The 13,346-nt window shown below is 60.0% G+C and carries 12 protein-coding genes; 3 read left to right on the forward strand and 9 right to left on the reverse strand.

The window, feature by feature from the left end; genetic code table 11:
• The 6 genes from pcaH to pcaR all read right to left on the reverse strand — a co-directional run bounded on the left by pcaH (position 1) and on the right by pcaR (position 6,354).
• The gene (pcaH, locus tag ACQKPC_RS17770; RefSeq protein WP_063342711.1) at positions 1–705 is read right to left on the reverse strand and encodes a protocatechuate 3,4-dioxygenase subunit beta; all 705 of its coding nucleotides are present in this window, start codon (positions 703–705) and stop codon (positions 1–3) included.
• 51 nt (positions 706–756) lie between these two features.
• Positions 757–1,962: a 3-oxoadipyl-CoA thiolase gene (gene pcaF, locus ACQKPC_RS17775; protein WP_427625779.1), complete on the reverse strand. Its 1,206-nt coding sequence runs from the start codon at positions 1,960–1,962 to the stop codon at positions 757–759.
• Positions 1,959–2,738, reverse strand: a complete 780-nt coding sequence (locus ACQKPC_RS17780) for a CoA-transferase subunit beta (protein ID WP_008005876.1) — start codon at positions 2,736–2,738, stop codon at positions 1,959–1,961. The genes pcaF and ACQKPC_RS17780 overlap by 4 nt, the downstream gene beginning before the upstream one ends.
• Positions 2,738–3,595, reverse strand: coding sequence for a CoA transferase subunit A (locus tag ACQKPC_RS17785; protein WP_007903838.1), 858 nt, complete (start codon positions 3,593–3,595; stop codon positions 2,738–2,740). Before ACQKPC_RS17785 ends, ACQKPC_RS17780 begins: the two co-directional genes overlap by 1 nt.
• A gap of 282 nt (positions 3,596–3,877) precedes the next feature.
• The gene (locus ACQKPC_RS17790) at positions 3,878–5,224 is read right to left on the reverse strand and encodes an MFS transporter (RefSeq protein ID WP_427625736.1); all 1,347 of its coding nucleotides are present in this window, start codon (positions 5,222–5,224) and stop codon (positions 3,878–3,880) included.
• A gap of 287 nt (positions 5,225–5,511) precedes the next feature.
• Complete coding sequence (gene pcaR / locus ACQKPC_RS17795) at positions 5,512–6,354, reverse strand: pca regulon transcriptional regulator PcaR (protein WP_008074568.1); 843 nt, start codon at positions 6,352–6,354, stop codon at positions 5,512–5,514.
• 666 nt (positions 6,355–7,020) lie between these two features.
• Between pcaR and ACQKPC_RS17800 the strand changes: the two genes are divergently transcribed.
• Together ACQKPC_RS17800 and ACQKPC_RS17805 are read left to right on the forward strand one after the other, a co-directional pair.
• Positions 7,021–7,221, forward strand: coding sequence for a hypothetical protein (locus ACQKPC_RS17800; protein WP_007903846.1), 201 nt, complete (start codon positions 7,021–7,023; stop codon positions 7,219–7,221).
• A gap of 377 nt (positions 7,222–7,598) precedes the next feature.
• The gene (locus ACQKPC_RS17805) at positions 7,599–9,074 is read left to right on the forward strand and encodes an inorganic phosphate transporter (RefSeq protein ID WP_427625737.1); all 1,476 of its coding nucleotides are present in this window, start codon (positions 7,599–7,601) and stop codon (positions 9,072–9,074) included.
• 245 nt (positions 9,075–9,319) lie between these two features.
• Here ACQKPC_RS17805 and ccoM read toward each other — a convergent pair whose 3' ends face one another.
• From ccoM to ACQKPC_RS17820, 3 genes are all read right to left on the reverse strand, one after another.
• Positions 9,320–9,436: a cytochrome c oxidase subunit CcoM gene (gene ccoM, locus ACQKPC_RS17810; protein ID WP_007906619.1), complete on the reverse strand. Its 117-nt coding sequence runs from the start codon at positions 9,434–9,436 to the stop codon at positions 9,320–9,322.
• Between the two features lie 144 nt (positions 9,437–9,580).
• On the reverse strand, positions 9,581–9,742 hold the full coding sequence (locus tag ACQKPC_RS17815) for a hypothetical protein (protein WP_008074569.1): 162 nt from the start codon (positions 9,740–9,742) through the stop codon (positions 9,581–9,583).
• Positions 9,743–9,846: 104 nt separating this feature from the next.
• Positions 9,847–10,188: a hypothetical protein gene (locus ACQKPC_RS17820; protein WP_052966937.1), complete on the reverse strand. Its 342-nt coding sequence runs from the start codon at positions 10,186–10,188 to the stop codon at positions 9,847–9,849.
• Between the two features lie 229 nt (positions 10,189–10,417).
• Here ACQKPC_RS17820 and rapA point away from each other — a divergent pair, with 229 nt between their 5' ends.
• The gene (gene rapA / locus ACQKPC_RS17825) at positions 10,418–13,264 is read left to right on the forward strand and encodes an RNA polymerase-associated protein RapA (protein ID WP_427625738.1); all 2,847 of its coding nucleotides are present in this window, start codon (positions 10,418–10,420) and stop codon (positions 13,262–13,264) included.
• Positions 13,265–13,346: the final 82 nt, after the last annotated feature.

The raw sequence follows: 13,346 nt of genomic DNA on the forward strand, positions 1-13,346 counted from the left end.
TTATTTCTCCATCGGCGTGGCTTCGCGGCCGCGCAAGACGATGTCCCAGCGATAACCGAGGGCGTAGGAAGGGATGGTTTTTTCCAGGTCGAAACGGGCGATCAGGCGCTCTTTGGCACTCGTATCGGGCACGCAGTTGTAGATCGGATCGTAGGCCAGCAACGGGTCGCCCGGGAAATACATCTGCGTCACCAGACGCGTGAGAATACTCGGCCCGAACAGTGAGAAATGGATGTGCGCCGGGCGCCAGGCGTTGTGATGGTTACCCCACGGATAGGCGCCAGGCTTGATGGTCTGGAACTGATACCAGCCATCGGCGTCGGTCACGGTGCGGCCGGTGCCGGTGAAGTTCGGGTCCAGCGGCGCGTCGTGCAGGTCACGCGCATGGTTGTAGCGACCGGCGGCGTTGGCCTGCCAGATCTCCACCAGAATACCTGGCACCGGCAGACCGTTTTCATCCAGCACGCGGCCGTGAATTATGATGCGCTCGCCGAGCGGTTCGCCCTCGTGCTGCGCGGTCAGGTCGTTGTCCTGCTCCTGGATGCGCTCGGCGCCGATGGTCGGCCCGGTGATTTCCGACAGCGAATGAGGCAAAAACACCAACGGCTTGGACGGCGAGCGAAGGTTGGTGGATTGATAAGGAGGGTGCAGGTATTCCGGCTGAGTGCCCGCCTGCGGGCGACGGTAACCAGGCTTGTCAGTCATTACGCTTTCCTCAGTTCTTATTAGTCGACGCTTTATTCACAGCCAAGCGTGTCAGACCCGTTCGATCGCCAAGGCCAGACCCTGGCCGACACCGACGCACATGGTCGCCAGACCTTTCTTGCCTCCGGTTTTTTCCAGCTGATGCAACGCGGTCAGTACCAGACGCGCGCCGCTCATGCCCAGCGGATGGCCCAAGGCAATGGCGCCACCGTTCGGGTTGACTTGGGCCGAGTCGTCAGCCAGCCCCAACTCACGCAGCACGGCCAAGCCTTGGCTGGCGAAGGCTTCGTTGAGTTCGATCACGTCGAAATCGCTGACGGCCAGGCCCAGGCGCTCGGTCAACTTACGCACCGCCGGCACCGGGCCGATGCCCATCACCCGCGGTGCAACACCGGCGCTGGACATGCCGAGCACTTTGGCGCGGGCGGTCAGACCGTGCTTTTTAACTGCTTCGGCCGAGGCCAGAATCAACGCCGCTGCACCGTCGTTCACACCGGAGGCATTGCCAGCGGTGACGGTTTTGTCCGGGCCATTGACCGGTTTGAGTTTGGCCAGGGTTTCCAGTGTCGTGTCAGCACGGGGATGCTCATCCTGCGTGACCACGCTTTCACCCTTCTTGTGGGCAATGCGCACTTCGACGATTTCTTCGGCGAAAAATCCGGCGGCTTGCGCGGCGGCCGTGCGCTGCTGACTGCGCAGGGCGAACGCATCCTGATCGGCGCGGGAAATACGGTAATCGTCGGCTACGTTATCGGCAGTCTGCGGCATCGCATCCACACCGTATTGAGCTTTCATCAACGGGTTGATGAAACGCCAGCCGATGGTGGTGTCTTCCAGTTTCATGTTGCGCGAGAACGCCGCATCGGCCTTGCCCATCACGAACGGTGCGCGGGACATCGACTCGACGCCGCCGGCAATCGCCAGCTCCATCTCGCCGCTGGCGATGGCCCGAAACGCCGTACCGATCGCATCCATGCCCGAAGCGCACAGGCGATTGAGGGTGACCCCGGGAATGGTTTCCGGCAGGCCCGCCAACAACAACGCCATGCGTGCCACGTTACGGTTGTCTTCGCCGGCCTGGTTGGCGCAACCGAGGAACACCTCGTCCACCGCGCTCCAGTCCACCGAGGGGTTGCGCGCCATCAATGCCTTGATCGGCACGGCGGCCAGATCATCGGCGCGAACCGTCGACAGGCCGCCGCCGAAGCGGCCGATGGGGGTGCGAATGGCGTCGCAGATATAAACGTCACGCATCAGGCTTCTCCGGGTGCTTGGCCGTGGGCGGCAGCTGTGCGGGCTTCCAGATCGCGCAGCGCCGTCAACTCGACATCGGTTGGCTCGGCGGTGTTTTCCACCTGATCGGCAAAACGAATCGCCCAGCCGGTGGCGGCAATCACTTGCTCGCGAGTCACGCCTGGGTGCAGCGCGGTCACCACGAATTCATGAGTATCCGCTTCGGGTTCCATGATGCACAGGTCGGTAATGATGCCGACAGGACCGGCACCCGGCAGGCCGAGACGCTTGCGTGAATCACCGCCCTCGCCATGGCCGACCGAGGTGATGAAGTCGAGCTTGTCGACAAAGGAGCGCGCCGACTGCTTGAGAATAATCAGTACGCTTTTGGCGGAACCGGCGATCTCCGGCGCGCCACCGGCACCTGGCAGGCGAACTTTCGGCTGATGGTAGTCACCCACCACCGTGGTGTTGATGTTGCCGAAACGGTCGACTTGCGCGGCGCCGAGGAAACCGACGTCGATGCGCCCGCCCTGCAACCAGTAGCGAAAAATCTCACCGGTCGGGACGACAGTGTCGGCGGTTTCCGCCAGTTCACCGTCACCGATCGACAATGGCAGTACGCTCGGCTTGGCACCGATCGGACCCGATTCATAGATCAGGACTACATCTGGCGAGGAAGTCAGACGTGCCAGGTTGGCGGCTTTCGACGGCAGGCCGATGCCGACGAAGCACACGGAACCGTTTTTCAGACGGCGGGCGGCGGCGACGGTCATCATTTCATTGGTGGTGTAAGTCATTACTTGGCCTCCGAAGCAGCGGCCAGCTTGGCCTGGAACTCACTGAAGTCAGCGCAACCGTGGATGTACTCGTTGATCCACGCGGTGAAGGTTTCACGGTCGCGGGCAATCGGGTCCCAGGCTTGATAGAAGCGGTTGTCGCGTTCGGTGTAACCGTGGGCGTAGGACGGATGCGCGCCCCCCGGTACATGGCAGACCGCGCTCAAGGCCCAGGTCGGCAGCACGCAAGCGTTCATCGGTGCGTTGAGGTCGTCGACGATTTCTTCAACAGTGACGATGCAGCGCTTGGCGGCCAGCGCCGCTTCTTTCTGCACGCCGAGAATGCCCCAGAGCAGCACGTTGCCTTTGCGATCGGCTTTCTGCGCGTGAATCACGGTGATGTCCGGACGCACCGACGGCACCGCCGCCAGCACTTCGCCGGTGAACGGGCACGTGACGGTTTTGATCAGCGGGTTGACCTTCGGCAGGTCGGAGCCGGCGTAGGCACGCAGCACCGCGAACGGTAAGCCCGAAGCGCCCGCGACGTAGGCATTGGCCAGGTCGGCATGGCTGTGCTCTTCGATTTCCAGCGCATGCGGCCACTGCCTTTCGACCGCGTCACGCAGACGGTGCAGCGAGCCCACACCTGGGTTACCGCCCCAGGAGAAAATCAGCTTGCGAGCACAACCGGCACCGATCAATTGGTCGTAGATCAAGTCGGGCGTCATCCGCACCAGGGTCAGATCTTTCTTGCCCTGGCGGATGATTTCGTGACCCGCCGCCGTAGGAATCAGGTGAGTAAAGCCTTCGAGCGCGACGGTATCGCCGTCGTTGACGAACTGCTTTACCGCGTCATGCAGCGAAAGGATTTCAGCCATGGGGCAGGCTCCCGTTTTGTTATGAACCGACAGTGGTAGAAAAAGGCGCGAGGTTCGGCGCCGGAATGACTGAAGGTTAAGCCCCTGAAAAACGCTAAACAATCCGATAATCGACTGAGTGTTCGTTTATCGAACAGATTGTTGTCTCGCTACCGATCTCCTGCGCCGATCGTTCCCACGCTCCGCGTGGGAATGCAGCCCGGGACGCTCCGCGTCCCAGAAGCGGACGCAGAGCGTCCGTTGAAGCGTTCCCACGCTGAGCGTGGGAACGATCACATACCGTCAGGTCGCATCCGCATGGCTGACCATGCCCTTGATCACCACCGCCGTGGTCGCCAACGCGGCCGGAATCACCAGCGCCGTCAGCACCTGTTCGAAGTTCCAGCCCAGGCCCAGCAACGTTGCGCCCATCCACGCACCGAGGATCGCGCCGAAGCGGCCAATCCCGAGCATCCACGACACACCGGTCGCCCGCCCTTGAGTCGGATAAAACCGCGCCGCCAAAGACGGCATCGCCGATTGCGCGCCGTTGACACACATCCCGGCCACCAGCACCAGGGTCGCCAGCAATGTGATGCTGCCCAGGCTCTGCCCTACCGCGTAGGCAAATACCCCGGCGAATAAGTAGAAAATGCCGATGACCTTGTGCGGATTGAACCGGTCCATCGCCCAGCCCACACCCACTGCGCTCAACACCCCACCGAACTGGAACAGCGCACCAATGAACGCCGCCTGCTCCATGCTCGCGCCGCTGTCACGCATCAGAGTCGGCAACCAACTGGTCAGCAGGTAAACGATCACCAAGCCCATGAAGTACGTCAGCCACAGCAACAACGTGCCGGTGCTGTAGGTGCCGGAGAAGATCACCGCAAACACATTGCGCGCCTTCACGGTTTTCTGTTCCGGCACGCTGAAGCTCGAAGCCTGTGCCACCACCGTCGGGTCGATCGGCGCCAAGGCCTTGCGCACTTTGTCCGTGCCACGATTGCGCACCACCAGGTAACGCGCCGATTCCGGCAACCAGAACAGCAAGACGACAGCGAGGATCAGCGGCAGAACCCCGCCGATCATCAACAGACTGTGCCAGCCGAAGGCCGGAATCAGTTTGGCCGAGATGAACCCGCCACCGGCCATGCCGAGGTTGAAGCCGCAGAACATGCTGGTCACCAGCAGGGATTTTTTGCGCTCCGGGGTGTATTCGGACAGCAGCGTGGTGGCGTTCGGCATGCCGGCGCCCAGGCCCAGGCCGGTGAGGAATCGCAGTACCAGCAGTTGATCAACATTGGTGCTATAGGCCGACGCCAGGCTGAAAGCGCCGAACACCAACACCGCGCCCACCAGTACGACTTTTCGCCCGAAGCGGTCAGCCAATGGGCCGGAACCCAAAGCGCCGAAGACCATCCCGATCAACGCCGCACTCATCACCGGGCCGAGACTGGCGCGATCGATGCCCCAGTCCTGGGACAGTGCCGGCGCGATAAAACCCATGGCCGCTGTGTCGAGGCCATCGAGGAAAACAATCAGGAAACATAGAATCACCACCCGCCATTGGTAGCGCGAAATGGGTTGAGTGTTGATGAAGGACTGCACGTCGAGGCAGTTTCCTACAGCAGACTGAGGCTGGTTCATTATTTTTATTCCACGCAAAGAACGCAGTCGAACAGGTGCCAGCCGGGGCTGACGCTATTACAAGAAAGGAGGTCGGGATCAGGCAATCCGGTTTCGGCAGCTAAACCGATGGGAACAGCGACAGTCGGGAAACGTGCGCATGACGATGCCTCTTCTCATTATTATTGGGGCGTGATCCGGCGACTGACTGAAGACCCGTAGTGCCGGATGACGCTGCCGCGACATTAATGATCCGAGGGAAAGAGCGTCAATTCGATAAACGCGACTCTGTGCGTTTATCGAACAGCTTAGGCAAAGAGCTGCGCGCTCAGGTCACGACTGGCACTTAGCAGGCCGGGCAAGAAACGTTGTTCCAGCTCGTTGCGACTGACCCGGCCGGCGTGGGTGCTGACGTTTAAGGCCGCCACCACTTGGCCAGAAGCGTCGTACACCGGCACGGCAATTGAGCGCAGTCCCTGCTCCAATTCCTGATCAACGATGCACCAGCCTTGCTGCCGTACCTCTTGCAGGCATTCGAGCAACGCCTCGGGGGTATGCAACGTGCGACTGGTCTTGGCTTGCAGCTCTGCATGGTCGAGGTATTCGCGCAGTGACGTGTCGTCCAGCGCGGCGAGAAGAATCCTGCCCATGGACGTGCAATAGGCCGGCAATCGCCCGCCCACCGAAAGGTCGACGGAAATCAGCCGCTGGGTGGTCGCCGAGCGCGCGATGTACAAAATGTCATCGCCCTCCAGCGTGGCCATGTTGCAGGCCTCATGCAATTGCTCGCTCATGCGGTCCAGATACGGCTGGGCAGAAACCGCCAATGGCGTCGACGACAAATAGGCATGGCCCAGGGTCAGTACTTTGGGCAACAGCGAATAGGTGCGTCCGTCGGTGGTGGCGTAGCCGAGCTTGATCAGGGTATGTAGGCAACGTCGCACAGCGGCGCGGGGAATTTCCGTGCGATGGCTGATCTGCGCAATGGTCAAGTGCCGCTTGCGCTCCTGGAACGCTTGCACCACCGCCAATCCACGGGCCAGGGAGGTCATGAAATCCGGGTCACCGGTCAGCGCCTGGATTCGCTTGGCGGGCGAGGCAACGATCGGCGGTGCCACTGAAGCGAAGGAATTGCGCATTTGATCGTTCATATCGGTTGTTTCCCACACGGATCAGCGACTATTACAAGCGGCTCCCGGTCTGATATACAAGCCACCGGCCACCAAGATTGGGCGATTATCGAACCATGGGCCGATAATCGCAATCAGTGGTTGCTTATAGTGAGCCCTACTGCTTTCATCCTCCTGCAATATGTTTGTTATTTTCGGTCACGTTTTAAAGAAGCTCCGGTGTACTAATTCGTTCGGCTTAATGGCGCCAGAAAGTCACCGCTGTAACTGGCATCACGGCACCGTAGTTACCGGTAAAAGTTTGCGAGTAACAAAACAATCACACACCAGGAACTACTTTTAACTCTCAAGAGATAGTGTTCTTCGGATCGACCGCTATAATGCACATCAGTGGCGACCGGTTTTTTACGTGCCGATTTCGCCAACCGGCAGCGCAATATCCATTGCCGCTGTCCGCAGCAAGCGCCTGACGCTCATTTCATATGCTCCGCCAACGCGCTCGCTGAAACAGGAGACTGATGCTACGTCAGCTGTTTTTCTCTGGTGCCGTGGCCGCCTGCAACAAGGACGAATTGATTGCTCCGAGGGAACGATGCCGTGCCAGGCATTGTCCCTTCAATGAGCGTGGTCAATAAATCCATGCAGCGCGTTTCACCAGAATTAATCTCAACTCAATCAGGTAGCACTGTGACGAAAGACGAACTGCGCGCGGAACTTGAGCGCCAGGAACAACGTTACAAGGAAGTTTACGGCGGGGAAGTCACCACCTACGCCGCTCAGCCCGAACCCGAACGCAAACCCTGGCGCAAACGCGCCACCGTTCAGGACCAGGCCTTCTCCCAGGAATTGCAGAAGATGGAAAAGGAACTCAAAGCCGAAGAGCCATGACTGCCTCGGTTTGAATTCTTTCAAGAGCCTGCATCTACACCTGCTAAAAGCGGGTTGTATCGATGATGCTTTTCGCGCCCGCTACAAGCGGGCGGCGGTCCCCTCATCCATTGGATGAGGTAAATGGCTCCTGTCCGACCTTCTTCTCAGATATTTCATACACGCGTTCAAGCCTCTCGCGCTGCCGGGAGAAACCCTTGTGGCTACAGCCTTTGCAAGTAAATTCAATGACTTGTAAAACCCCGAAAAAACCTGAGGCCTGGGGGATTGCCACAAATTAATTCGTTGAAGAATGTAACCGATGAGCAGCTAGTGCATCGATTACCCATCTTTTCTGGCATAATCGCGCCCCCTTACGACCGGGTCAGAAAACCTTCATGATCGATTTATTCAGCGGACTGGATGCTTGGGTGCTTGTGAGCCTCTTGCTCGCCCTGGCCTTTGTCCTCGCCTTCGAGTTCATCAACGGCTTTCATGACACCGCAAACGCGGTGGCCACTGTTATCTACACCAAAGCCATGCCGCCTCATCTGGCGGTGTTCTTTTCCGGTGTGTTCAACTTCCTCGGCGTGCTGCTGGGCGGTGTGGGCGTGGCGTATGCCATCGTCCATTTGCTGCCGGTAGAACTGCTGATCAATGTGAACACCGGTCACGGACTGGCCATGGTGTTCTCGTTGCTCGCCGCCGCCATCACCTGGAACCTGGGCACCTGGTACTTCGGTATCCCCGCCTCCAGCTCTCATACGCTGATCGGTTCGATCCTCGGTGTCGGCCTGGCCAACGCCCTGATCAACGATATTCCGTTGGCTGATGGCGTGAACTGGCAGAAGGCGATCGATATCGGTGCGTCCCTGGTGTTCTCGCCGATGGCTGGTTTCCTGATCGCAGCCCTGGTGCTGATCGGCCTTAAATGGTGGCGTCCGCTGTCCAAGATGCACAAGACACCGGAACAGCGCCGCAAGATCGACGACAAGAAACACCCGCCGTTCTGGAACCGTCTGGTGCTGGTGATTTCGGCGATGGCAGTCAGCTTCGTGCACGGCTCGAACGATGGCCAGAAAGGTATCGGCCTGATCATGCTGGTGCTGATCGGTATCGTGCCGGCGCAGTTCGTTCTCGACCTGAACAGCACCACCTACCAGATCGAACGTACTCGCGATGCGACCCTGCACCTGAGCCAGTTCTACGAGCGCAACCGCGAATCCCTGGGTGAGTTCCTGGCACTGGGCAAAAGCGTGAAAGGCGATCTTCCGGAGAAATTCCGTTGCAACCCGCAACAGACCGAACCGACTATTTCAGCGCTGCTGGGCACCCTTAAAGGTGTAGCCGACTACCATTCGTTGCCGTCGGAAAGCCGCATCGAAGTACGTCGCTACCTGCTCTGCCTGGACGACACCGCGAAGAAAGTCGCCAAGCTGCCAAGCCTCGCTGCCCGTGAAAAGGCTGACCTGGACAAACTACGCAAGGACCTGACCACCACCACCGAGTATGCCCCGTTCTGGGTGATTCTGGCGGTCGCACTGGCCCTCGGCCTGGGTACCATGGTCGGTTGGAAACGCGTGGTCCTGACCATCGGCGAGAAAATCGGCAAGCAAGGCATGACCTATGCCCAAGGCATGTCGGCGCAGATCACCACAGCGTGCATGATCGGCGCGGCGAACATCTTCAGCCTGCCGGTTTCCACCACCCACGTCCTGTCTTCAGGCGTGGCCGGTACGATGGTCGCGAACAAAAGCGGCCTGCAAGGCGGCACCGTCAGAACCATCCTGCTGGCCTGGGTCCTGACCCTTCCCGCCACCGTGGCCCTGTCGGCCGGCCTGTTCTGGCTGGCATCGAAGGCACTGGGTAGCTGATACATAGCGGCACAAAAAAGGCGCGTTCCGTGAGGTTCGCGCCTTTTTTATTGCATTTCGGTATTAGATCGTTCCCACGCTCTGCGTGGGAATGCAGCCCGGGACGCTCCGCGTCCCTTTCGAGAGCTGGAGCGCGGAGCGTCCCTTGAGGCATTCCCACGCAGAGCGTGGGAACGATCGGACAAAAAAAAAGGGCGACCGAAGTCGCCCAAAATGCCTTGCGTGCTCATTGCTCCAGAAAGACCCTACGGTTTTTTCCGCTTATGCGAATCCTTCCAGATAAAAAATCCAAACCCTGCAAAAAACAGAACCATGAGGCCGACAGTCAGCACTCCGGCGATCACCACGTTGTCGAAAAACATGACTGGCCTCCTGCACTTGCCCTGTTGCGATGGGGCTAAGTTAACCAATCGGGCAGGAGAGAAAATTGACCGGGATCAATGCCGCCCGAGACAGGCGTAAAAGGAAGGGAAATAACTGACCTGCATCAACCGATGCAGGGTGTTTCAACGCTTTTTCGGTTTGTTCTTCGGCTTTTTCTTCGCTTTGCCCAACGGCATCGCCTGCTCGAACGCCTGGCGTACTTCGTTCAGGCGCTTTTCATTAAGGTCATGAACCCGCTTGGCGCGTTCGGCGTTGAGGTCGATCAGCTTGTCATCTTGGCTCATGGTGTTCAGTGCATCGCTTGGAAATGAATTCAACTGCCGGTAAAGGCGACAGGATTACGCCAATAATGCGGTCTGGCGCGGGCGCTGACCAGTGATCTGACACTTCAGATCTCGATATCGACCCACAACCCCTGACGTGGCTGATCCTCCATCAACGGCACCACCGGTACGGTGTTGTCGGCATTGAGCTCATTACCGGGAATCGCCAGGTGCTCTTCAGGATCCTCATCGGCCTCACGACGACGGCGCTCGCGCTCCTGTTGCCGACGCTGTTCCTCGCGCAGTTGCAGGCCCGCCTCTTCCGGATCGCGTTTTTGCAGGTCGATGGTGCTTTCGTTGGAGCTTTCCTGCACCGGCACCACGGGCGGAATATCCGGGCGCTGGCGAATCGGATCCTGCTGTGAAGTGATTGGTACGGCGCTCAAGGGGAGCATCGGTGGCAACATATTAATTAGTCTCCTGTCAGCAGGCTGTCGGCTGCGGGGGTGACGACTTGAGCCATCGGTCGCAAACTTGTGCCCCCCTGGCACCGTAGGATCTGGCGCAGCCTGCGATCTTTTGATCTTCATCTCCCGAAAAGTTCGCATCCTCCATCAGCGCGCGCATGTAATCCTTTGGTCCTGAAGGCTCATTCCGTTAAGATAGCCCGCTTTTTCAAGGTGGGAGTCAGGCAGCATGGCGCAGCAGTATCAACCGGGGCAACGCTGGATCAGTGACAGCGAAGCCGAGCTGGGTTTGGGCACCGTTCTGGCACAGGACGGCCGCTTGTTGACCGTGCTCTACCCGGCCACTGGCGACACTCGCCAGTACGCGCTACGGAATGCGCCCCTCACCCGCGTGCGGTTTTCGCCGGGCGACAGCATCACTCACTTCGAAGGCTGGAAACTGACCGTCCAGGAAGTCGACGACGTCGACGGCTTGCTGGTCTACCACGGCCTCAACGCGCAGAACGAAGTGGTCACCCTGCCGGAAACCCAGCTATCGAACTTCATTCAATTCCGTCTGGCCAGCGACCGTCTGTTCGCCGGCCAGATCGATCCGCTGGCCTGGTTCTCCCTGCGTTATCACACTCTGGAACACACCAGCCGCCAGTTGCAGTCCTCCCTTTGGGGCCTGGGCGGCGTGCGTGCGCAACCGATCGCGCACCAGCTGCACATTGCCCGTGAAGTCGCCGACCGCATCGCGCCGCGGGTTCTGCTGGCAGACGAAGTGGGCCTGGGCAAAACCATCGAAGCCGGTCTGGTAATCCATCGCCAACTGCTTTCGGGCCGCGCCAGTCGCGTATTGATCCTGGTGCCGGAAAACCTCCAGCACCAATGGCTGGTAGAGATGCGCCGCCGCTTCAACCTGCAAGTCGCGCTGTTCGACGAAGAACGCTTCATCGAAAGCGATGCCGCCAACCCGTTCGAAGACACCCAGCTCGCACTGGTTGCACTCGAATGGCTGGTAGATGACGAGAAGGCCCAGGACGCGTTGTTCGCGGCCGGCTGGGATTTGCTGGTGGTCGACGAAGCGCACCACCTGGTGTGGCACGAAGATCAGGTCAGCCCTCAGTATTCGCTGGTGGAGCAACTCGCCGAAGTCATTCCCGGCGTCTTGCTGCTGACCGCGACTCCGGAACAACTGGGTCAGGACAGTCACTTCGCGCGTCTGCGCCTGCTCGACCCGAACCGTTTCCATGACCTGCACGCCTTCCGCGCCGAGAGCGAAAACTATCGCCCGGTGGCCGAAGCCGTTCAGGAGCTGCTGGACAAAGGGCGTCTGTCGCCTGAAGCGCACAAGACTATCCACGGTTTCCTCGGCAACGAAGGCGAAGCCCTGCTGACTGCCGTCAATGATGGCGACACCGAAGCCAGCGCCCGTCTGGTCCGCGAACTGCTGGACCGACATGGCACCGGCCGCGTGCTGTTCCGTAATACCCGCGCCGCCGTGCAGGGTTTCCCGGAGCGCAAACTGCACCCGTACCCGCTGCCGTGCCCGGCCGAATACCTCGAACTGCCATTGGGCGATCACGCCGAGCTGTACCCGGAAGTCAGCTTCCAGGCCCAACCGGACGCCAACGAAGAAGAGCGCTGGTGGAAATTTGACCCGCGTGTCGAATGGCTGATCGACACCCTGAAGATGCTCAAGCGCACCAAAGTGTTGGTGATCTGCGCCCACGCCGAAACCGCCATGGACCTGGAAGACGCCTTGCGCGTACGTTCTGGCATTCCGGCCACGGTCTTCCACGAAGGCATGAACATCCTCGAGCGCGACCGCGCCGCCGCCTACTTCGCCGACGAAGAATTTGGTGCTCAGGTACTGATCTGCTCGGAAATCGGCAGTGAAGGTCGCAACTTCCAGTTCTCGCACCATTTGGTGCTGTTCGATCTGCCGTCGCACCCGGACCTGCTGGAGCAGCGTATCGGTCGTCTCGACCGGATCGGTCAGAAGCACATCATCGAGCTGCACGTGCCGTACCTGGAAACCAGCCCGCAAGAGCGGCTGTACCAGTGGTATCACGAAGCGCTGAACGCGTTCCTCAACACCTGCCCGACCGGCAACGCCTTGCAGCATCAGTTCGGCCCGCGCCTGCTGCCGCTGCTGGAAAACGCCGACGATGGCGAGTGGCAGGCGCTGATCGACGAAGCCCGCGCCGAACGTGAGCGTCTGGAAGCCGAACTGCACACCGGTCGCGACCGCTTGCTGGAACTCAACTCCGGCGGTGCTGGCGAAGGTGATGCGCTGGTCGAGGACATCCTCGAACAAGACGATCAGTTCGCCCTGCCGATCTACATGGAAACCCTGTTTGACGCCTTCGGCATCGATAGCGAAGACCATTCGGAAAACGCGCTGATCCTCAAGCCAAGCGAAAAAATGCTCGACGCGAGCTTCCCGTTGGGCGACGACGAAGGCGTGACCATCACCTACGACCGCAACCAGGCGCTGTCTCGCGAAGACATGCAATTCATCACCTGGGAACACCCGATGGTTCAAGGCGGCATGGATCTGGTCCTGTCCGGCTCGATGGGCAACACCGCCGTGGCGCTGATCAAGAACAAGGCGCTGAAACCGGGCACCGTGTTGCTGGAACTGCTCTACGTCAGCGAAGTAGTTGCTCCGCGCTCGCTGCAACTGGGCCGTTACCTGCCGCCGGCCGCCCTGCGCTGCCTGCTCGACGCTAACGGCAACGACCTGTCGACCCGGGTGTCGTTCGAAACCCTGAACGACCAACTGGAAAGCGTACCCCGGGCCAGCGCCAACAAGTTCATCCAGGCCCAGCGCGACCAGCTGACGCCACGGATCAACGCCGGTGAAGAGAAAATCACCCCGCGTCACGCCGAGCGCGTCGCCGAGGCACAACGTCGTCTGGCGGCGGATACCGACGAAGAACTGGCACGCCTGACCGCGTTGCAAGCGGTCAATCCGACCGTACGCGACAGCGAACTGGTTGCCCTGCGCAAGCAACGTGAGCAAGGCTTGGCCATGCTCGACAAAGCGGCGCTGCGACTGGAAGCGATTCGGGTGTTGGTGGCGGGTTAAGCCCCTGCTCCACCGCTGAAACAAGAAGGCCCGCAGCGATGCGGGCCTTTTTTGTCTGCTGATCGTTCCCACGCTCTGCGTG

It is taken from the genome of Pseudomonas sp. NPDC089918, from assembly GCF_050280605.1.
In the GTDB taxonomy this organism is placed as follows: Bacteria; Pseudomonadota; Gammaproteobacteria; order Pseudomonadales; family Pseudomonadaceae; genus Aquipseudomonas.